Origin of the sequence: Butyricicoccus sp. AM78-15b2TA, assembly GCF_027665985.1 — a bacterium.
Taxonomy (GTDB): domain Bacteria; phylum Bacillota; class Clostridia; order Oscillospirales; family Butyricicoccaceae; genus Agathobaculum; species Agathobaculum butyriciproducens.
On sequence record NZ_JAQEHY010000002.1, the window covers coordinates 57,071 to 76,208 of the forward strand.

The 19,138-nt window shown below is 57.3% G+C and carries 21 protein-coding genes; 17 read left to right on the plus strand and 4 right to left on the minus strand.

The features are described from left to right. Position 1: 1 nt before the first annotated feature. From PGS25_RS02280 to PGS25_RS02295, 4 genes are all read right to left on the minus strand, one after another. Positions 2-730, minus strand: coding sequence for a phosphatase (locus tag PGS25_RS02280; RefSeq protein WP_118360312.1), 729 nt, complete (start codon positions 728-730; stop codon positions 2-4). Between the two features lie 108 nt (positions 731-838). Beyond that, positions 839-2,362 (minus strand): D-alanyl-D-alanine carboxypeptidase family protein, encoded by a 1,524-nt coding sequence (locus PGS25_RS02285; protein WP_270417566.1) that lies wholly within the window; start codon positions 2,360-2,362, stop codon positions 839-841. After that, on the minus strand, positions 2,349-2,591 hold the full coding sequence (locus PGS25_RS02290; protein WP_110436314.1) for a hypothetical protein: 243 nt from the start codon (positions 2,589-2,591) through the stop codon (positions 2,349-2,351). Before PGS25_RS02290 ends, PGS25_RS02285 begins: the two co-directional genes overlap by 14 nt. A gap of 92 nt (positions 2,592-2,683) precedes the next feature. Then, a complete protein-coding gene (locus PGS25_RS02295) occupies positions 2,684-3,706 on the minus strand; it encodes a sporulation protein (protein ID WP_270417568.1) in 1,023 nt (340 codons plus the stop codon). A gap of 117 nt (positions 3,707-3,823) precedes the next feature. Between PGS25_RS02295 and PGS25_RS02300 the strand changes: the two genes are divergently transcribed. The 17 genes from PGS25_RS02300 to rsmH all read left to right on the plus strand — a co-directional run bounded on the left by PGS25_RS02300 (position 3,824) and on the right by rsmH (position 19,122). Further along, positions 3,824-4,084 carry a YabP/YqfC family sporulation protein gene (locus tag PGS25_RS02300; protein ID WP_116705406.1) on the plus strand — a complete coding sequence of 87 codons (261 nt, stop codon included), beginning with the start codon at positions 3,824-3,826 and terminating at the stop codon, positions 4,082-4,084. Between the two features lie 16 nt (positions 4,085-4,100). Then, positions 4,101-5,324 (plus strand): sporulation protein YqfD, encoded by a 1,224-nt coding sequence (locus PGS25_RS02305; protein WP_270417569.1) that lies wholly within the window; start codon positions 4,101-4,103, stop codon positions 5,322-5,324. 20 nt (positions 5,325-5,344) lie between these two features. Beyond that, on the plus strand, positions 5,345-5,767 hold the full coding sequence (locus tag PGS25_RS02310) for a hypothetical protein (protein ID WP_270417570.1): 423 nt from the start codon (positions 5,345-5,347) through the stop codon (positions 5,765-5,767). A gap of 391 nt (positions 5,768-6,158) precedes the next feature. Beyond that, positions 6,159-7,166 carry a PhoH family protein gene (locus tag PGS25_RS02315; protein ID WP_270417571.1) on the plus strand — a complete coding sequence of 336 codons (1,008 nt, stop codon included), beginning with the start codon at positions 6,159-6,161 and terminating at the stop codon, positions 7,164-7,166. Further along, positions 7,166-7,657 (plus strand): rRNA maturation RNase YbeY, encoded by a 492-nt coding sequence (gene ybeY, locus PGS25_RS02320; RefSeq protein WP_116705409.1) that lies wholly within the window; start codon positions 7,166-7,168, stop codon positions 7,655-7,657. The genes PGS25_RS02315 and ybeY overlap by 1 nt, the downstream gene beginning before the upstream one ends. Before the next feature lie 3 nt (positions 7,658-7,660). Continuing rightward, positions 7,661-8,128, plus strand: coding sequence for a diacylglycerol kinase family protein (locus PGS25_RS02325; protein WP_118285623.1), 468 nt, complete (start codon positions 7,661-7,663; stop codon positions 8,126-8,128). 152 nt (positions 8,129-8,280) lie between these two features. Beyond that, positions 8,281-9,177, plus strand: a complete 897-nt coding sequence (gene era, locus PGS25_RS02330; protein ID WP_110436323.1) for a GTPase Era — start codon at positions 8,281-8,283, stop codon at positions 9,175-9,177. Continuing rightward, the gene (recO, locus tag PGS25_RS02335; protein ID WP_270417573.1) at positions 9,178-9,933 is read left to right on the plus strand and encodes a DNA repair protein RecO; all 756 of its coding nucleotides are present in this window, start codon (positions 9,178-9,180) and stop codon (positions 9,931-9,933) included. It abuts the gene before it with no gap. A gap of 127 nt (positions 9,934-10,060) precedes the next feature. Then, positions 10,061-10,447, plus strand: a complete 387-nt coding sequence (locus tag PGS25_RS02340) for a hypothetical protein (protein WP_270417576.1) — start codon at positions 10,061-10,063, stop codon at positions 10,445-10,447. 102 nt (positions 10,448-10,549) lie between these two features. Next, a complete protein-coding gene (locus PGS25_RS02345) occupies positions 10,550-12,943 on the plus strand; it encodes an endonuclease MutS2 (RefSeq protein WP_270417578.1) in 2,394 nt (797 codons plus the stop codon). Between the two features lie 239 nt (positions 12,944-13,182). Further along, positions 13,183-13,446 (plus strand): HPr family phosphocarrier protein, encoded by a 264-nt coding sequence (locus PGS25_RS02350; RefSeq protein WP_107632189.1) that lies wholly within the window; start codon positions 13,183-13,185, stop codon positions 13,444-13,446. A 90-nt stretch (positions 13,447-13,536) separates the two neighbouring features. Further along, a complete protein-coding gene (gene uvrC / locus PGS25_RS02355) occupies positions 13,537-15,360 on the plus strand; it encodes an excinuclease ABC subunit UvrC (protein ID WP_270417579.1) in 1,824 nt (607 codons plus the stop codon). 110 nt (positions 15,361-15,470) lie between these two features. Further along, a complete protein-coding gene (gene rsmD, locus PGS25_RS02360) occupies positions 15,471-16,022 on the plus strand; it encodes a 16S rRNA (guanine(966)-N(2))-methyltransferase RsmD (RefSeq protein WP_270417580.1) in 552 nt (183 codons plus the stop codon). 5 nt (positions 16,023-16,027) lie between these two features. Continuing rightward, positions 16,028-16,513 carry a pantetheine-phosphate adenylyltransferase gene (gene coaD / locus PGS25_RS02365; RefSeq protein ID WP_118285617.1) on the plus strand — a complete coding sequence of 162 codons (486 nt, stop codon included), beginning with the start codon at positions 16,028-16,030 and terminating at the stop codon, positions 16,511-16,513. 2 nt (positions 16,514-16,515) lie between these two features. Beyond that, complete coding sequence (locus PGS25_RS02370) at positions 16,516-16,971, plus strand: hypothetical protein (protein ID WP_110436330.1); 456 nt, start codon at positions 16,516-16,518, stop codon at positions 16,969-16,971. Positions 16,972-17,749: 778 nt separating this feature from the next. Further along, positions 17,750-18,169 carry a division/cell wall cluster transcriptional repressor MraZ gene (mraZ, locus tag PGS25_RS02375; RefSeq protein WP_227600590.1) on the plus strand — a complete coding sequence of 140 codons (420 nt, stop codon included), beginning with the start codon at positions 17,750-17,752 and terminating at the stop codon, positions 18,167-18,169. A 17-nt stretch (positions 18,170-18,186) separates the two neighbouring features. Further along, complete coding sequence (gene rsmH / locus PGS25_RS02380; protein ID WP_110436331.1) at positions 18,187-19,122, plus strand: 16S rRNA (cytosine(1402)-N(4))-methyltransferase RsmH; 936 nt, start codon at positions 18,187-18,189, stop codon at positions 19,120-19,122. The last annotated feature ends 16 nt before the right edge of the window (positions 19,123-19,138 follow it).

The window sequence follows — 19,138 nt, forward strand, 5'->3', positions numbered from 1 at the left end:
CTTATTCGTCGAACAGATACAGGCCGCGGCCCTTGAAATAGGTATCCAGTCGCTCCACACTGCTGTTGATGATCAGCTCCTCCGGGAAACCGATCTCCTCGAGCATCTCCAGTGCGCCTTCCACATGACCGACACGGTAGCAGATATGGCTGTCGCTGTCCACCGAGATGGGCACCTCGTACTTCATGCACAGGCGGGCGATGTCCATGCAGTTGTCATGGCTGCCCTTACGGATGGACAGAGACGCGTTGTTGATCTCGACAATCTTGCCGTGGTCGTTGCAGCGGCTGATGATGTACTCGTGATCGAACGGGAAGTTGGAGTTGCCGAGGTGGCCGAACGCGTTGACATACGGGTTGTACAGGATGGCCTCGAGCGCCGCCGTGTGCACGCTGCTGTCCACCGGCGGGAACATGCACTCGTGGAAGGAGGCGAGCGCAAACTCAATGGGCTTGAGACTCTTGTTGGAAATGACGTTGATGCCGCCTGCCGGAGCGGTGATGTCGAATTCGATGCCGCGAATGACCGTTACCTTGCCGATCTTGCGCGGGATAAGGTCCAGGTTGGAGAAATGCCACTCGTGCGGGCCGTCCGGATTGGTGGGGCCGTGGTTGGTGATGGCGATAGCCGCAAGACCGCGGTCCTCGGCCGCCTGCACCATTTCGGTGAGCGTGCTGAACGCGTGGTCGGTTACATTGGTGTGGGTATGCAGGTCTGCGATGATTTGCATGGGAAAAGGCTCCTTTTGACGTATGATTTTTTGGGGGGGAAGATGAAAGGCGGACACATGGGTCCGCCTCTGTATTTGCAGTTCGCTGAACCGCCGGTATGCGATTGTTTATCGGCGGTGTCTGCGAGGATAATCATCATTATCGTAGCGCTTGCGCATCGCCTTGCGGCGACGGCGGCGTCGGATTCCGCCGAATGTGATGTTGAACAGAATGTACAGCACGATGAAGATTGCGGCTGCGATCAGCACGATCTTGAATACGGTGCTCTGGAAGAAATGGCTCAGCTTGTCCGAGTAATAGAGCACGCGGCTCATTTCCACATCACTGAGCGCGACCAGCTCGACCGTGCCGTAGGACGTGCCATTGCAGCTGTATGTCATGCTGCCGATCACATCGCCGGCCTTGATGGGTGCGTCAACGGCTTCCGGCAGATTGGGGGTCGCTTCCAGCGAATCGGTCTCTACATCGGCAGGGAGCAGCGCCATCAGATCGGTTTTCGCGGTCAACACCAGCTGATCGGTCTGCGTGGACAGATCTACCTTGACATGGGCGAGCGTGTCGCCCTTTTTCGCAACGGTCTTGGTCTTAAAATGGGTGAAGCCCCACTGATACAGCGATTTGGTATCCGTGAAGCTGGCCGCTACCGTCGGGTACTCCTTGGACGAGGTGGCACTGCCGAGCACGACCGAATACAGCTTGGCATCGCCGTACTCCGCGTAGCCGACAAAGCAGTTGCCCGCCTGCGAGGTATGTCCGGTTTTGATGCCCTTGTTGTACGGGTACGACCACGGATTGAACGAGCTGAAGATGAGCTGGTTGGTGGTGAAGATGATGCGTTCCTCGTGCATGTTGGTCTTGGGCATGCGGTACTGCACGGTGTCGATAATGTTGGTGAATATATCGTTCTTCATGGCCTCGCGGGCAATGAGGTACAGATCACGGGCGGTGGTGTAGTGGTCTTCTTCGTGCAGGCCGCACGGGTTACAGAAATGCGTTCCGGTGCAGCCAAGCTCCTCGGCGCGGGTGTTCATCATGTCCACAAAGTGCTCGCTCGTGCCGCCGACATGGCGCGCGAGCATGTACGCTGCCTCGTTTGCGGAGGGCAGCATGAGCGCATACAGCAGGTCGATGACGCGCACGGTCTCACCGACCTTGATGTCTGCGTTCGAGCTGTCTGCTGTAACCTTGGTGAAGTCGCCCTGTTCGGCCGTGACGGTCTCGTTCAGATCCTCGACATTCTCAAGCGTCAGCAGCGCGGTCATAATTTTGGTCGTGGACGCCGGATAACGCTTTTCGTCCGCATTTTTCTCATACAGCACCATGTCGGAATCCGGGCTGATGAGCAGGGCGGCGGTAGCCGTTACGGCAGGCGCTTCACTTGCCGCTGCGGTAACGTCCTTGTCGTTGTCGGCGGTCACGTCCTTGGTGTCCTTGGAATCCTTGCTGTCGGCAGAATCCGTGCTGCTCGAATCGGTGGACGAGGTGTCCGTGCTGTCGGAATCCGACTGGCTCGATGAGGTATCACTCTCGTCATTCACGGCATAAGCGCGGGTGATCGGCGCCGCACCGAGCAGCAGCGTAAAGCACAGCGCCAGTGCGGTAAGACGGTTTTTGAAATTATTGCTCTTCATCGGTATCTCCTAAAGAAAAATCGGCATCGGTGAAGTGCCCGCGCAGAACCGCCGGCTTGGGCGGTGTGCGCCGCAGCGGATCGTAGCGGAAAGAACGGCAGTGATCGGTGCCGTTTACCACACCGCGTTTGCGGCAGGCAATGCGTTCGCCGTCCGCCAGCGGAGAGCCGTGCGCGCAGTAGGTGCAGCGCGGTTCTATATTTTTTCGCAGCAGCTTTTTGAGCCTCATGCGTAGGGTCACTCCAATCGGTTAAAATCAGTGGTAAAAGTGTCCTGTCGAGTGGTGTCGGTGAATACAGGACGTATATAAAATATTATATATCATTTCCTGCGCTTTTTCCACCCCCAAATTGGATACAAAGCAGAAACGAACAGCACAGCAAGCGTATACCGGAACCGTACCGATATCGGTGTCAGCTCCGGTGAGGAAACCGTCAGCACGGCAGGCGAGAGAGAAAACAGGAAAGCCGTCAGCACAGCTGCGAGCGTACCGTGCAGCAGCTTTGCGGTAAACAGGCCGCGCACCGGCAAATCGTGCGCTTCCGCGAGAGCGCGCACCTGAAACTGCACAGCCAGTCCGCCAAATCCCAGCAGGAAGGACGCAAGCGTCAGCCGCGCTCTGCGCGGCAGCGGCAGCACGGCCAGCTCGTCTAAGCCGTTGGTCAGCTCGATCATGCCGTCCAGTGCGTTTCCGTACGGAAAAAGTGCAAAAACCGGCGAAAGCAGCCGCAGCAGAATGGAAAACATGGTCAGAAATGCCGTTACCGTCAGCGCCGTGGATGCTGCCTGCTGCACGGATGCGCAGAAAATAGAGGGGAATGAGGTGCGGTTCCGGTTATGGATACGCTGCGACACGGCAGATAACGGGGTACGCGCGAAAAACAATCCGACGAGCAAAGCCGAAACGATATGTATCCCGTACAGCATCGCGCCTGCCCGCGCGGAGCCGAACACGCCGAGCCCTACCAGTCCGATGCAGAAGCCCGGACTGGCGCAGTTGCAGAAGCGGTTCACGCGCTCTGCCGCTTCGCGGGATAGCATACCCTCGGAAAGCAGCGCACATGCGGTCGCGGCGCCGACCGGATACCCGCCGATGAGTCCGAGCACCAGAGCAGGCGCAGCCTCGGGCGGCAGGCCGTATAATCGCCTGAGCGGCTTCGCCAGCAGCGGCGACAGCCGCGCGGTATCACAGCGGACAAGCAGTCCGCTGACAACGAAAAACGGAAATAAAGCCGGTAAAGCCTGCGCGGCAGCAAGGGAAAGTCCCTCGCGGACACCATCCGCGCAGGCGGTCGGGCAAAGCAAAAACGCGGCAAAAAGAGCCAGCGATAAGAACAGCTTCATAGCGTCACCTCGGAACAGTGTATGAGAAGCAGGAAAGTTTCAGTACGCTGATACATAACATATACCGTTATACCTGCCCTACGGAGAAGGTAAAATGCGATATGAAGGTGGCGCGATATGCTGAAAGATAACTTATACGCCGAACTCATGGAGGACCTCCACCCAAACCGCCCGCGCGTGGAAATCCTCGGAGACAGCCGGGTGATCGTGGAGAACCACTGCGGCATACAGGAATACGACGACAGCATCCTGCGCGTCAGATGCCGCGGGTGCGAGGTACGCATTCTGGGTGCAGACCTGGAACTGACGGCGCTTTCCATGGACGAACTGGCGGTGATCGGCGTGATCTCGTCGGTGGAATACATTACGACCGAGTGAGAAAGGAGGGGCGCGAATGATCGGGCGGCTGTGGCTGCTGGCTTGCGGGCAGGTGCGCGTGCGCGTGACAGGCGCAAGCCTGACGCGGTTTCTCAACCTGTGCGCGGCGCAGGGTATCACGCTGCGGCAGATGGACCGCACGGCATGGAATGAGCTGCACGCAACCCTGTCTATCCGGGATTTCCGGATGCTCAGGCGGCACATGGGCCGCACCGGCTGCCGCGTGCATATTCTCCGGAAACGCGGTCTGCCGTTCCTTGCGGCGCGTCTGTGTCCGCGTACGGCGCTCTGGGGCGGAGCTATAGCGGCAGCGGCGCTGTGCTGGCTGCTCGGCACGCACATCTGGGCGATACAGACCGAGATCGCACCGGCGATAGATGAGGTGGCTGTCATGCAGCAGCTGAGCGAAATGGGGGTGCATATCGGCATGCCCATCAAGGACCTGAACACCCGTCAGATACGGTGGAAGATGATGCAACTGCAGCCGAATATCACGTTTTTCTCGCTCAATCTGCGGGGCAACAGCCTGACCGTGGTCGCCTACGGCAGTACCGACCCACCGGAGGTGCTGGACGAGCACGCGGTCACCAAGGTGGTGGCCGCGCGGGACGGCGTGGTCACGCAGGTGCGTGCGCTCGAGGGACAGCCAATGGTGCAGGCAGGAGATGCCGTGCAGACCGGCGATACGCTCATCAGCGGTCTGGTGGAGCCGACACGCGAAGGCGGAAAGTACCGCACAGCGCATGCGCACGGCACCGTGCAGGCGTATACCACGCATACGGTTCGGGCAGCGCGGCCGCTCACCGAGCAGAGAAAGCGGTATACGGGTAAAATTCGTCATCAATATGCACTGGTGATGGGAAATAAACGGTTAAATTTCTATATTGGCAGTGGAATTGCAGGGGGCACTTGTGATAAAATAATAACGACCAGACATTTTTGGCTGTCGGACAGCGTGGTGCTGCCTGTGGCGCTGGTCACACAAACGTATACATTCTACGAGCGGGAGCCGACGATGTGCACCGCCGAGGACGTGCGGGTGGATATGCTCTCGCGCGCACTGGGCGAGACAGCCGCTGATATTGACGGCATGGTGACGAGCCACAGCGAAACGCTCACCGAGCAGAACGGCGCGGCAGTGCTGTACCTCACCGTCCACGCCGAGGAGCAGATCGGCACCGAGGCCGTGGATGACAGTACCATTCCGGAGGAAAGTGCGGAGATGGAACAGGTGCCGTAGAGACAGAAAAGGAGACGCCTATGAACCGTAAACTTACGACGATTCTCGCAGGACTGAGCACCGCAGCAGCATTTGCCGTAAACGGCTCGGACTGGCTTCACGGCGGTTCCGCGAGCGCAGGCAAATTCTGCGTCAGCGCGGTGTTTATCGTTCTGGTATCGCTGCTGCTGTACGAATGGCGGAAAAGCAATACTGCAATGTGCCTGCTGACGATTGCATCGGCGCTGATTGCGATGGGTGCGGCAGCCGGTTTGCTTATGACGGCGGATATCCTTCCGGTAAATTCGGTGCTGCTGCCGTTTAGTGTGTTTCTCGTGCCGTTTTTCGGTGTGACGAATTTTATGACGTCCACAGCTGCCGCAATGTTTCTGCCGACGGCGGTTTCGGTGGTGTGGCTGATTGTCGCGGTTGGAAACTGGATTCACAATTGGAAAAACGTATGATTTTACGTTGTGTGGGCGAACAATGTTCGCCCCTACGGTTAGGCAATGTGCAGATCGTTTACAACGGTGCGCCGAGTCGTACCTCAGGGCACCTTCTCTTGCGGCGTTGCCGTAATTCACCTTGCCGCACCCTGCGGTAAAACATCATGTATTGCTGCAGATATATGAAAATTAACTGTATGTAACCGTATGCAACTGTATGTTGAACGAGTTATTGCAACAGATACATACACTTGCATACAGTTTATTTGATAGATAAACACTATCCGCAGGAGAGCAGGTAACGACAGGGAAAACGCCTGCCTCCTGCCTTGCACGGATGAAAACTAACATTTAATTCCTAACTCTAATTACTAATTAAACATAAGAGGGTGTAATCATAGAACAGGTAATGCAAATCGAGCAGACCGAACTGCTGATGGCAGTATTCGGTGCATTTGACGAAAACATCAAGCAGATCGAGCGGGAACTGAACGTCTCGGTCATCAGCCGCGGAACCGAGCTGAAGATCACCGGCGAGGACGAAGGCGTGTCCATCGCGGCACGCGCGATTACGGCGCTGCTGGCGATGGCAGGCCGAGGAGAATCCATCGGCACACAGACCGTGCAGTACGTCATCGGTTTGGCAAAGGACGGCCGTGAGAGCGAGGTTCACACGATGAGCCGCGATGTGCTGTGCATCACGGCCAAGGGCAAGCCGGTCAAGGCGAAAACGCTCGGTCAGAAAAAATACATGGAGGCTATCCGCAAGAACACTATCGTTATGGGCGTTGGCCCTGCCGGTACCGGCAAGACCTATCTCGCCGTTGCGGCGGCTGTTGCGGCCTTTCGGGACAAGCAGGTCTCCCGCATCATCCTGACCCGTCCGGCGGTCGAAGCAGGCGAGAAGCTCGGCTTTCTGCCCGGCGACCTGCAGAGCAAGGTAGACCCGTATCTGCGCCCGCTGTACGACGGCCTGTTTGATATGCTCGGCGCGGACAATTTCACCAAATATCAGGAGCGCGGCTCCATCGAGGTTGCCCCGCTTGCGTACATGCGCGGACGCACGCTCGACGACAGCTTCATCATTCTCGATGAGGCGCAGAACACCACGCCCGAGCAGATGAAAATGTTCCTCACCCGACTGGGCTTCGGCTCCAAGGCGGTCATCACGGGCGATATTACCCAGATCGACCTGCCGGACGGCAAGCAGTCCGGTCTGCGCGAAGCGCTGCGCGTGCTGGACGGCGTAGAGGGCATCGCCCAGTGCTTCCTGACCGAAAAGGACGTTGTGCGCCATGAGCTGGTGCAGCGCATCGTCAAGGCATATGCAGAGTACGAAAACAAAAAGGGCAAGGGCAAGCCTGCCGCAAAACCGGCAGGAAAGCGCCTTCCGACCCGCCGCAGGGAGGGAAAATGATGAATCATCAGATCAATATCGGCTTTGAGACCGAGGTAGCGGACGAAAACAGCGTGCGTGAGCTCATTCGCACCTGCGCCGAGCGCGTGCTGACGAGCGAGCAGGTGGACTTTGACGCCGAAATCGACGTTACCGTTGTCGATGCCGACGCTATCCGCGAGATGAACGCCGAGTACCGGAATAAGGATGCCGTGACAGACGTTCTCTCGTTCCCGATGTACGAATTCCTCAACGGTGAGCCGCAGGAGGAGTTGGAGGCCGAACCGGACTCCGGCTGTGTCATGCTCGGTGATATGATTTTATGCTACACGCGCGCCTGTGAGCAGGCCGAGCAGTTCGGGCACTCGCCTGCAAGAGAGTGCGGCTACCTGACCACGCATTCCGTGCTGCACCTGCTCGGCTACGACCACGAACGCAATGACGAGGACACTCGCCTGATGCGCAGCAAGGAAGAGGACAACCTTGCGTTCCTCGGCCTGACGCGGGACTGAGCCATGAAAAAGAATATCCGAAAACTGAGCGAGAGCTTTCTGCACGCCTTCCGCGGTCTGCGGCTGTGCATCCATGACGAGCGCAACTTCCGCGTGCACATGACGGCGGCGTTCTACGTCATCCTGTTCGGCGTGTTCGGCGGCGTGAGCATGACCGAAGCGGCCATCCTGTGTATCTGCTTCGGCCTTACTATGGGCGCGGAGCTGCTGAATACCGCCATCGAGCGTCTGTGCGACAAGCAGGCGAGCGGGTATGACGGCATGGTACGCAACGCGAAGGATATCGCGGCGGCAGGCGTGTTTGTGTGCGCGGCAGCGTGCGTCGCGGTCGGCGCGTGTATCTTTATCGGAAACGGCGTGCTTGCGGCAGCCATCAAATTTTTGTGGTACAGGCTGTGGCTTGGCATGGCGGTTGTGGTCACCGTGCCGATTGCTGTCTGGTTCGTGTTCCACTTTGGAAGAATTCAATAATAATGGAGAATTCGCACAAGGATAGCTTGTCGCAGCGCGGACGGAACTCGCGCAAGAATAGCTCGTCGCAGCGCGGACGGAACTCGCGCAAGGATAGCGACATTTTCAATTTTCCATTCTCAATTCTCAATTACTGTACTGGAGATAAATAAATGAGCAAAATTACAAAAACTGCGGTCGTATCCGTTGTAGGACGGCCGAACGTGGGCAAATCCACGCTGACAAACAAGCTGGTGGGTCAGAAGGTGGCCATCGTATCCAGCAAGCCGCAGACGACGCGCACGCGCATCACGGGCGTACTCAGCCGCGGTGAAACGCAGTATGTTCTGCTGGACACCCCAGGTCTGCACAAGCCGCGCTCCCGTCTGGGCGACTACATGTGCAAGGTGGTGACGGACACGGTTTCCGAGGTGGACGTTGCCGTTCTGGTGGTAGAGCCTATCCCGAACATCGGTCCTGCTGAGGAAAGCCTGATTGCACAGATCAAGCAGCATCACATGCCGGCAATCCTCGTCATCAATAAGATCGACACCGTCAAGAAGGAGGAGCTGCTGGCCGTTATCGCGACCTATGCGGCAGTGCATGAGTTCGATGCGGTTGTGCCCATCTCGGCACGCACGGGCGAGGGTGTAGAGGAGCTGCTCACCGAAATCGACAAGTATGCCATCGAAGGCCCGCAACTGTTCCCGGAGGACATGGTATCCGATCAGCCGGAGCGCCAGCTTGTCGCTGAAATTATCCGCGAGAAGATGCTGCGCCTGCTCGACCGCGAGGTTCCGCACGGTGTAGCCGTCGGCATTGAGCGCTGGAACGAGCGCGAGGACGGTCTGGTGGAGATCAACGCGGTGATCTACTGCGAGAAGGCCAGCCACAAGGGCATTATCATCGGCAAGCGCGGCGCGATGCTGAAAGAAATCGGCCAGCAGGCGCGCGCGGACATCGAGCGCATGCTGGATGCCAAGGTATTCCTTGAGCTGTGGGTCAAGGTCAAGGAGGGCTGGCGCAACAACCAGTACCAGATGCGCAACTTCGGCTACGAGGATCAGTAAATGGCCGAGGTCAAGCTGCGGGCACTCGGTCTGCGCGAGGTGGATTTCGGTGACTTTGACCGCTATCTGACCGCATTGACCGAGGACGGCCGCAGGATTGAAATCCTGTGCAAGAACGCGCGGCGCGGAAAAAAGCAAAATCCGGCGGCACGGCAGCTGTGCTACTCGGAGTTCATTCTGTCGGACAGAGGCGGCAGGTACACGTTAAGAGACGCCGACCTTGTACACTCATTCTTCGCGCTGGCAGGCGATATCGAGAAGTACGCGCTGTCGTGCTATTTAAACGAGCTGACAACCGCTCTGACAGTGCCGGATTTCGACAATCCGGCACTGTGCCGTCTGCTGCTGTACGCGCTGTATGCACTCGAGGGCGGCAAACGCGACCCGGAGCTTGTCAAGGCGGCGTTCGAGTGGCGCATTATGGCCGAGAGCGGCTACGCACCGGATTTAACCTCATGCGGTGTGTGCGGCGAAGTGATAGAGAACCCGCCGGTGTGCTTTTCCGTTCGGGCGGGCACAGCCGCGGACGCAAAGTGCGCGGGGAGAGTCGGCGGTTATGCACAGCTTGTGGACAGTACCCTGCGGGCGATGCTTCATGTGCTGACAGCCGAGCCGAACAAGGTCTATGCGTTCGCGCTCAACGGACCCGCCAGAGAGCAGTTCTGCGGCATGGCGGAGGAGTATGTAAAGTATCATCTCGGACGAGGATTCGAGAGTCTGCAGTTTTATCGGTCGCTGCAGGCGCCGATGAAGTGATGGTATATAGACGTGTAGAGAAATATACAATATTTGGAATAATAGTGTATTCTTCTACGACATTCTACGCATTTCTACACGAATACTCATCTATCCCAATAAACAGGTGACAGAAAGGAGCAGCAGTATGGATCGCAAAGCAGTCTCCATGTGGAAGGCAACGAGAAATCTGATTCTTACAGACGTCTGTGCAATCGCCTTGTACTGGCTCATACCGAGCGCAAAGATGCTCGTGCTGCTGCTTAGTGTACTGTGCGCCATCGGATATATGCTGTGGCTGGGACGGTGCTTCCTGAACGACTGCAAGGCCAATCTGCCGAATGAGGACTATCAGCGCATTGCCGCCGAGTTCGGCTTTATCTGGTTCTGGAACCCCGGTCGGAGAGAACAGTGGCAGTACACCGCTGAGGAAAGCGGCGAGATCGGTGCAGCACTGCTGCGCATCTGGCGCGGGAATATGGTGCTTGTCATCGTGTCGCTGGCGGTCATGGCGGTGCTGGTTTGGATGGGGTAAACGCAGTCATAAGATAATGCACAGCTATATCGCAGGGTGCGACGACCTCGGCGCACCCTGCGAAAGCGAATAAACAACAAGAAGATTTTACGGGAGTTTGAAATGAACAAATTAGGCGAAAAATCCCTTAAAACACTGGAATACTACGAAATACTGGAAAAACTGGCCGGACAGGCGGCATCGCAGGCGGCAAAGGAGAAATGCCGCGCGCTTCGTCCGCTGGACGACCACGAGCAGGCCGAGCTGTGGCTGCAGCAGACCACGGACGCGAAGGACCTGATGGTTCGTCAGGGCAGTCCTGCCTTTGGCGGCATCCGAGAGGTCGGCGCGATCCTGTCCCGCGCGGACCGCGGCGGCACGCTCAACCCGCGCGAGCTGCTGGCTGTGGCAAGTCTGCTGCAGACCGCGCGCCGTGCTCTGCTGTACGATGCCGAGCACGAAACCAAGACCACGCTCACGCCCATTTTCGGTCTGCTCTCCGGCAACCGTGATCTGGAGGAATCCATCACCACCGCCATCATCTCCGAGGAGGAGATCGCGGACGGTGCGTCTCCCGAGCTGCTGAGCATCCGCCGTGAGCTGCGCCGCGTGTCCGGCAAGGTGCGCGAAACGCTCAACCGCATGATCTCGGGTGAGCGCTCCAAGTACCTGCAGGAGAATATCATCACCCAGAGAAACGGCCGCTTCGTTGTGCCGGTCAAGGTGGAGCACCGCGGCGATGTGCCCGGTCTGGTGCACGATACCTCGTCCACCGGTGCGACCGTGTTCGTCGAGCCGCAGCAGGTCGTGGAAATCAACAACCAGATTAAGGTGCTCGAAGGCCGAGAGGAAAACGAGATCGAACGCATCCTCGCGGAGCTGTCGTCGCGCGTGTCCATGTACAAGGGCGCCATCGAGCAGGACTACGATGCGCTGACCACGCTGGACTTCATCTTTGCGCGTGCCAAGCTGTCGTTCGACATGAACGCCTGTGCGCCTGTGCTTGTTGAGGACGGCAGCCGCTGCAAGCTGCTTCGCGCGCGCCATCCGCTGCTCGATAAGGACAAGGCGGTGCCTATCGACATCGCCATCGGCTATGATTACGACACGCTCGTCATCACCGGCCCGAACACCGGCGGCAAGACGGTTTCGCTCAAAACCCTCGGTCTGCTGTCGCTCATGGCTGCCAGCGGCCTGCATATTCCGGCGAACGAGCAGTCGGAAATCGGCCTGTTTGAGCATGTTTATGCCGATATCGGTGACGAGCAGAGCATCGAGCAGAGCCTGTCCACGTTCTCCGCGCACATGAAGACCATCGTGTCCATCATGGACTGCTGTGGGCAGGGCGACCTCGTGCTGTTCGACGAATTGGGTGCGGGTACCGACCCGGTTGAGGGTGCGGCTCTGGCGGTTGCCGTTATCGGCTATGCCCGCCAGATGGGCGCGTGCGTTGCCGCCACCACGCACTACGCCGAACTGAAAACGTTTGCGCTGACCACGGACGGCGTTGAGAACGCCTCCTGCGAGTTTGACGTCAAATCCCTGCAGCCGACCTACCGTTTGCTGACCGGTATTCCGGGCAAGTCGAATGCGTTCGCGATTGCGGCTCGTCTGGGTCTGCAGCCGACCATCATCGAGCGGGCGAAGGAGCAGGTCTCTACCGAGGACGCCCGTTTCGAGGACGTTCTGGCGGAGCTTGAGCGCGAACGCCGCCGTGTCGAGCAGATGAAGGAAGAAGCGCAGCGCATGCGCTCTGCCGCGCAGTCCGAGCGCGACAAGATGCGTGCCGAGCGCGATGCTGCCGAGGATCGTGTGGACAAGATGATGGAGAGCGCCCGCGGACAGGCGGACAACATCCTCAAAAACGCCCGCATGACGGCGGAAACCGTGTTCGACGAGCTGGAAACGCTCAAAAAGAAGGCGCAGAAGAAGAACGCCGACCAGAACCTCGCGGCAGCCAAGGCGGCGCTGCGCGGTGTCATCACCCAAACCGAGAACGAACAGCGCCGCGGCATCCAGAAGCGCGTTGTCGAGGCTGACGAGATTCGTTCGGTGCAGAAGGGCGACCGTGTGCGCCTGCTCAACGTCGGCGGCGTCATTGCGACCGTGCTCGCTCCGGCGGACAGGGACGGCAGCGTGCAGGTGCAGGCAGGCCCGATGAAGATGACGGTCAAGGAGAACGAGCTGCGTCTCGTTGAGGAGAAGAAGAACGCGCCCAAGCCCAAGCCGCAGCCGCGGCGTGACGCTCCGCGCAGAGAACTTAACATCCGCTCGGCGGAAAGCGAAGTCGATGTGCGCGGCATGAGCGCCGAGGAGGCTCTCTTTGAGGTGGACAACTTCCTGTCGCGCGCCATCATGGCCGGACTGCCGTCTGTTACGGTCATCCACGGCAAGGGAACCGGCGTGCTCCGCACGGCTGTGCAGCAGCATCTGCGGAAAAACAAGCGCGTCAAGAGCGTCCGCAGCGGTGTTTACGGCGAAGGAGAGCAGGGCGTAACGATTGTCGAATTGCGCTGAGGCAATCCTGCACAGTTTACGCATAGATTTCTTTTAATGAATTATGTGGTATTGCCCTAAAAATACCTGTTTCGGGAATCAAAAACCGGCGAATAGGGCATAATGCCCTATAAATCAGTACGTTTTTTGAAAAATTCATTTAAAAAGCAAAGGGCACATCTGGAAATAGTCCTTGACGAAAATGCAAAAAAGCGATAGACTATATACAACGGATTTGAAGAAATAGGAGCGATGCAGATATGTATTCAAAAGAGGTACAGGTTACCAATCAGGTAGGCTTATATGCCCGCCCGGCAACTTTTTTCATTCAGAAGGCAAATGAGTTCAAGTCTACCATCCTGGTAGAGAAGGAAGAGCGCCGCGTAAACGCGAAGAGCCTGCTCGGCATTCTGTCCCTGGGTATCACCAAGGGCACTACCATCAACCTGATCGCTGACGGCCCGGATGAGGAAGAGGCTGTTTCCGCGCTGGTTGAGCTTATCACATCCAATTTTACTGACTAAGTTATCGCGTCCTGAGGGAAAAGCGCCGGTTGTTTTGATCGGCGCTTTTATTTTTGCAAATGACGATTGAGGGCAAGGAGGGCAGTCCGCATGACAAGAGAACAGTTGAAGGAGCGCGTGCGCAGGCTGCCCATGCAGCCCGGCGTTTATATGCACAAGGATAAGACCGGCAAGGTGATTTACGTCGGCAAGGCCAAGCTGCTCCGCAACCGCGTGTCCAACTACTTTCAGCCGCCCGAACGGCTGAACGCCAAGACGCGCCAGCTGGTCAGCCATATCGACGACTTCGATATCATCGTCACAGACAGCGAGTTTGAAGCGCTCGTGCTCGAGAACTCGATGATAAAGAAGTACAAGCCGAAGTACAACATTCTGCTCAAGGACGACAAAGGCTATCCGTATGTGCGGCTGGACACCACTCTGTCCTATCCGGATTTCAAAATTGTCTCCAAGCCTGCACATGACGGAGCGCGGTACTTTGGTCCGTACATGGGCCGCGGTGCCGCAAGACGAGCGATTGATACGATTGGTGAAGCACTGCACCTGAAAAGCTGTGCGCGTTCCTTTCCGCGGGACATCGGCAAGGACCGTCCGTGCCTGAATCTGCACCTTGGCCGCTGCTGCGCGCCGTGCACCGGCAAGGTCAGTCCGGAGGAGTATCACGCGCTGATCGAACAGGCGATCTCGCTGTTCGAGGGCGACGCAAAAAAGCTCGAGCGTGAGCTGACCGAGAAGATGAATGAAGCCGCCGAGGAACTGCAGTTCGAGCGTGCCGCCGTCCTGCGCGACCGTCTGCGTGCCATCCAGAAGCTGGGCACCAGGCAGCATGTTGTCGCGGGTGCGTTCGCGGAGCTGGACGTTATCGCCTTTGTGCAGGGACAGACTCGCGCGTGTGTCTGCGTGCTGCATTACAGCGGCGGCACCTTGCAGGATAAGGAATACACGTTCTTCCACGTCACCGAGAGCGACCCTGCCGAGGTGCTTTCCTCGTTCATCAAGCAGTATTATGCACAGCGCAATGCGGTGGCGAAAACCGTTCTGCTCTCGCACGAGATTGAGGAGCAGGACGCCGTCGGCGAATATCTTTCGTCCATCGCAGAGCGCAAGGTGGAGCTTGTCGTGCCGCAGCGCGGCGAACGCCGGGTGCTGACCCGCCTCGCGGAGAAAAACGCCTTCGAGGAGATCGAACGCAGAGAGAAGCAGTCCGAGAGACGGCATAAATCGCTTGAACTGCTGCAGAATGTCACCGGAATGGCGGCATTACCGCTTCGGTTGGAAGCCTACGACATTTCCAACTTTGCCGGACAGGATACGGTCGGCTCGATGATCGTGTTTGTCGAGGGTCAGCCGAAAAAGAGCGATTACCGCAAGTTTAAGATTGCGTGTGCCGCCAACGGACAGGATGACTATGCCTCCATGCGTGAAATGCTCACGCGCCGCGTGCAGCGCTATGTGGACGGCGACGAGAAGTTTGCGCCGTTGCCGAACGCGTTTATGATCGACGGCGGTCTGGGTCATGTGCACGTCTGCAAGGAGGTGCTCGACTCGTTCGGGCTGTCGGTTCCGTGCTTCGGCATGGTCAAGGACGACCGCCACCGTACCCGTGCCCTCGTTGCGCCGGACGGCCGTGAGTTCGGCATCTCGGCGACTCCGGCGCTGTTTGCGCTCATCGGCCGCATGCAGGAGGAGGTCCACCGGTTCGCCATCGAGTATAACCGCAAGCTGGGCGGCAAAAAGGTACGCGGCTCCACACTGGATAAAATCCCGGGCGTGGGCGATAAGCGCAGAACCGACCTGCTCAAGCACTTCGGCAGCATTGAGAATATCCGGCAGGCGTCCGAGCAGGAGCTGGCAAGGATTCTGCCGAGGAATGCCGCGCAGAGCGTTTACGAATTTTTTCATCAGGATTCATAAATATTACGAAACCGCATGATGTATCTGGGTTTCCATAGGGCGGGGTGCTCTCATCCCGCCCTACACGATAGAGTGATGTTATTGTTAAAAAATTTCAGCAGGAGGCTACCATGAGAGTTGTATCCGGAACTGCACGCGGCTGCAAGCTGCAGCCGGTGCCCGGCATGAACACCCGCCCGACCACCGATCGGGTAAAAGAAAACGTATTCAATCTGATACAGGATCATGTGCGCGGTGCCGAGGTGCTCGACCTGTTTGCGGGCACCGGTCAGCTTGGCATTGAGGCGCTTTCGCGCGGCGCTGCTCACTGCGATTTTGTCGAGCACAACAAGGCAGCTTACGGCATCGTGAGCAAAAACGTCGAAAGTGCGCGTGTGAAGGATAAGGCGGTGCTCCACCGCACGGAGGCAGCGGAATTTGTTTCCAAAGCAGGCAGGGAACGGTACGACGTGATCTTTCTGGATCCTCCGTACGGCGGCGTGATCTTAGAAAATGCGCTGAAACAGATAGAAACGTTTGACATTCTCTCTGTAAATGGTATAATAATATGCGAAAGTGCAGTAGAGGACAGATTCTCCCACGGCTTCGCGGTCGTGCGGGAACGCCGCTACGGCGCTACCATGATTACCATTCTGCAGCGGCAGAGTGGCGAAACGGAATGAAATAAATGAAAATTGCGATTTATCCGGGCAGCTTTGACCCTGTCACACTGGGACATCTGGATATCATCCGCCGTGCGTCGGTCATGTTTGACCGGCTGATCGTTGCGGTAATGCACAACCAGAACAAAAAACCCGCTTTTACCGCCGAGGAACGTGTGGAATTCTTAAAGCGGACAACAGCTGACCTGCCAAACGTCGAGGTGGAATCCTTCGGCGGCCTGCTGGCGGACTACGCCAAGCAGAAAAACGCATGCGCCATCGTAAAGGGTCTGCGTGCGGTTTCGGATTTTGAATACGAATTCCAAATGGCACTTGCCAACCGCAAGCTCAATCCTGAGCTGGATACCGTGTTTTTGATGACAAGTGCGGAATATATGTACCTCTCTTCCTCAATCGTGAAGGATATTGCGGTACACGGCGGCGGTGTCGCCGATTTTGTTCCCGAGGGGATTATGCAGGACATTGTGCGCCGAATTAGAAAGGGAGAGTAAAAATGGCAACTTTAGAGGAACTCATTAACCGCATGTATGATATGGTGCAGGATGCAAAGGGCATTCCGCTGGCAGGCGAGAAGTGCATCGTAGAGCGCGACCACATGCTGGATATGCTGGACGAGCTGCGTGAGGCTCTGCCGAACGATCTGCAGCAGGCACAGGAAATTGTTGCAAAGCGCAGTGAGATGCTGGCATCCGGCAAGCGTGAGGCTGAGGCGATCCGCCGTCAGGCTGAGGAGGATGCACGCCAGATGGTCTCCGAGACCGAGATTGTCGTAGCGGCACGCCGCAAGGCCAAGGAAGTACAGGGCAATGCCGAGATTCAGGCTCGTGAGCTGCGCCGCGTGGCAAATGAGTACTGCGAGGATACCCTCAAGCGTACCGAGGAGGCAGTAGCTCTCGGTCTGGAGGAGGTCCGCAAGGCACGCCAGCGCTTCAAGAGCATCGCAAAGTAAAACCGAAATGCAGGCAGTCACCTTCGGGTGGCTGCTTTTTCGTGTTCTTTGCGGTACCGGCACAACGGAAATTTGTCGCTTGCGAAGCGAACGGAACTTGCCTGCCCGGCAGGGGCACAAGAGGGATGGACACCTAAGGTTTCCACCCCTCTTGTGAATCACTCCGTTTCCTCTTAGCGTCTGCCTGCCAGAGAACTGAGACTATGGGGGAACGGCAGAGGATTTTTTCTGCCGTAGGGGAGCACAGTGTGCTCCCATGTCGAGACCTGTTTGCAGTGTCAGATACCGTACTGCTACACATATCGGCAACTCTACGCTGGGTGCGGCATGACAGTGCCGCACAATTCGCTTACGCGTTGTTGCGGACGGCACCTGCGAATTTTATTTGATAACAGCCGTCACTTTGTCTGCACCACGCCATCACCCACTCCTCACCACCGGCACCGAAAAAGAGAACCTCACACCCACTTTGCGCCACCAACCTGAAAATGTCCGGCTGAAATTGCACAAAAATACACACTCTGTGGATAAGCTTTGGGATAACTCTCCACTTCGCAGTAAAATGCAGGAAAACACCGCATACGAACACAATCGAACAACTGTTCGCAAAAATTGCGAAAACTATAAAATTTGCAAGAAAAACGCCCGAATTTTTCGTGCAATAATGCAAAAAATATCTTGCAATCTATTCTCCGTACCGCTATAATAAAATCAAGGTGGAGAGTTGTGGGGTAAAGTGTCACAAATTCCACCAAAGCGGAAGGGCAGGTGTGAATGAGTGAAGGGCGAATACAAGCATTCCATAGACGCTAAGGGTCGTCTGGCAATGCCGGCCAAGCTGCGCGAGGAGCTCGGCGAGCACTTCACGGTCACCAAGGGCCTCGATGGCTGTCTGTCCGTTTATCCGGAAGCGGAATGGAAGCGTCTGGAGGACAAGATCCGCACGCTCGGCAACGGCGAAAAGGCAAGACGCGTCAAGCGCTACTACTTCGCCAATGCGTTCGATGCACAGCTCGACGCACAGGGCCGCATCCTCATTCCCGCAAACCTGCGTACCTTTGCGGAGCTGCAGAAGGATGTTACCGTGATCGGTCAGCTCGACCACGCGGAAATCTGGAACAGCGACAAGTGGCGCGCTTACAATGACGAGATCGACGCGGAAGTTGTTGCCGCGGACGTAGAAGATATTGATTTTTAACAAAAGGGCAGGGAACTATGGAATTTCATCATGTATCCATTTTGCTTGAGCCTTGCCTTGAGGCTCTGCAGATCAAGCCGGACGGCGTTTATGTGGACGCCACGACCGGCGGCGCCGGTCACTCGCTCCGCATTGCGGAGCGTTTGCATGATACCGGTCGTTTGATTTGCATTGACAGAGATGACGAAGCACTCGAAAACGCGAAGGACCGCCTCAAGGATGTATGGCAGCGTGTCACACCGGTCAAGAGTGACTTCCGCGATATCGACAAAGTGCTCGAGGGACAGGGACTGGCAGGTGCGGACGGCATTCTGTTCGACCTCGGCGTTTCCTCTCCACAGCTGGATCATGCCGAGCGCGGCTTTTCCTACATGCAGGATGCGCCGCTCGATATGCGCATGGACCGGCAGCAGAAGCTGACCGCGTATGATGTGGTGAACGGCTGGAGCCGCGAGGAGATCCGCCGCATTCTGTTTGAGTACGGCGAGGAGCGCTACGCACCGCTGATCGCAGCGGCGATCGAGCGCGAACGCGCAGACAAGCCGATTGAGACCACGCTGGAGCTTGTCCGTGTGATCAAGGGCGCCATGCCCGCGAAAGCGCTGCGGGAAAAGCAGCATCCGGCGAAGCGCAGCTTTCAGGCGATCCGCATTGCGGTAAACGATGAACTGGGCGCGGTGCGGGAAGCAATGGAAAAAGCCATCGACTGTCTCAATCCGGGCGGCAGACTGGCGGTCATCACCTTCCACAGCCTGGAGGACCGCATCGTCAAGGCGGCTTTTCAGCAGGCGGCACAGGGCTGCACCTGTCCGAAGGACTTTCCGGTATGCATCTGCGGCAAAAAGCCGAAGGTTCGGCTGACGCCGCGCAAGCCGATCCTGCCGGATGAAAGGGAAATTGAGGAGAATCCGCGCGCCCGAAGCGCGAAGCTCCGGGTTTGTGAAAAAATCTAAACCGAAAAAGCAAATT

What these genes read in the sequence shown, in the direction of transcription:
- PGS25_RS02280 (WP_118360312.1), bottom strand. Translation starts at nt 730, where the DNA reads ATGCAAATCATCGCAGACCTGCATACCCACACCAATGTAACCGACCAC.
- PGS25_RS02285 (WP_270417566.1), bottom strand. Translation starts at nt 2,362, where the DNA reads ATGAAGAGCAATAATTTCAAAAACCGTCTTACCGCACTGGCGCTGTGC.
- PGS25_RS02290 (WP_110436314.1), bottom strand. Translation starts at nt 2,591, where the DNA reads ATGAGGCTCAAAAAGCTGCTGCGAAAAAATATAGAACCGCGCTGCACC.
- PGS25_RS02295 (WP_270417568.1), bottom strand. Translation starts at nt 3,706, where the DNA reads ATGAAGCTGTTCTTATCGCTGGCTCTTTTTGCCGCGTTTTTGCTTTGC.
- PGS25_RS02300 (WP_116705406.1), top strand. Translation starts at nt 3,824, where the DNA reads ATGCTGAAAGATAACTTATACGCCGAACTCATGGAGGACCTCCACCCA.
- PGS25_RS02305 (WP_270417569.1), top strand. Translation starts at nt 4,101, where the DNA reads ATGATCGGGCGGCTGTGGCTGCTGGCTTGCGGGCAGGTGCGCGTGCGC.
- PGS25_RS02310 (WP_270417570.1), top strand. Translation starts at nt 5,345, where the DNA reads ATGAACCGTAAACTTACGACGATTCTCGCAGGACTGAGCACCGCAGCA.
- PGS25_RS02315 (WP_270417571.1), top strand. Translation starts at nt 6,159, where the DNA reads ATGCAAATCGAGCAGACCGAACTGCTGATGGCAGTATTCGGTGCATTT.
- ybeY (WP_116705409.1), top strand. Translation starts at nt 7,166, where the DNA reads ATGAATCATCAGATCAATATCGGCTTTGAGACCGAGGTAGCGGACGAA.
- PGS25_RS02325 (WP_118285623.1), top strand. Translation starts at nt 7,661, where the DNA reads ATGAAAAAGAATATCCGAAAACTGAGCGAGAGCTTTCTGCACGCCTTC.
- era (WP_110436323.1), top strand. Translation starts at nt 8,281, where the DNA reads ATGAGCAAAATTACAAAAACTGCGGTCGTATCCGTTGTAGGACGGCCG.
- recO (WP_270417573.1), top strand. Translation starts at nt 9,178, where the DNA reads ATGGCCGAGGTCAAGCTGCGGGCACTCGGTCTGCGCGAGGTGGATTTC.
- PGS25_RS02340 (WP_270417576.1), top strand. Translation starts at nt 10,061, where the DNA reads ATGGATCGCAAAGCAGTCTCCATGTGGAAGGCAACGAGAAATCTGATT.
- PGS25_RS02345 (WP_270417578.1), top strand. Translation starts at nt 10,550, where the DNA reads ATGAACAAATTAGGCGAAAAATCCCTTAAAACACTGGAATACTACGAA.
- PGS25_RS02350 (WP_107632189.1), top strand. Translation starts at nt 13,183, where the DNA reads ATGTATTCAAAAGAGGTACAGGTTACCAATCAGGTAGGCTTATATGCC.
- uvrC (WP_270417579.1), top strand. Translation starts at nt 13,537, where the DNA reads ATGACAAGAGAACAGTTGAAGGAGCGCGTGCGCAGGCTGCCCATGCAG.
- rsmD (WP_270417580.1), top strand. Translation starts at nt 15,471, where the DNA reads ATGAGAGTTGTATCCGGAACTGCACGCGGCTGCAAGCTGCAGCCGGTG.
- coaD (WP_118285617.1), top strand. Translation starts at nt 16,028, where the DNA reads ATGAAAATTGCGATTTATCCGGGCAGCTTTGACCCTGTCACACTGGGA.
- PGS25_RS02370 (WP_110436330.1), top strand. Translation starts at nt 16,516, where the DNA reads ATGGCAACTTTAGAGGAACTCATTAACCGCATGTATGATATGGTGCAG.
- rsmH (WP_110436331.1), top strand. Translation starts at nt 18,187, where the DNA reads ATGGAATTTCATCATGTATCCATTTTGCTTGAGCCTTGCCTTGAGGCT.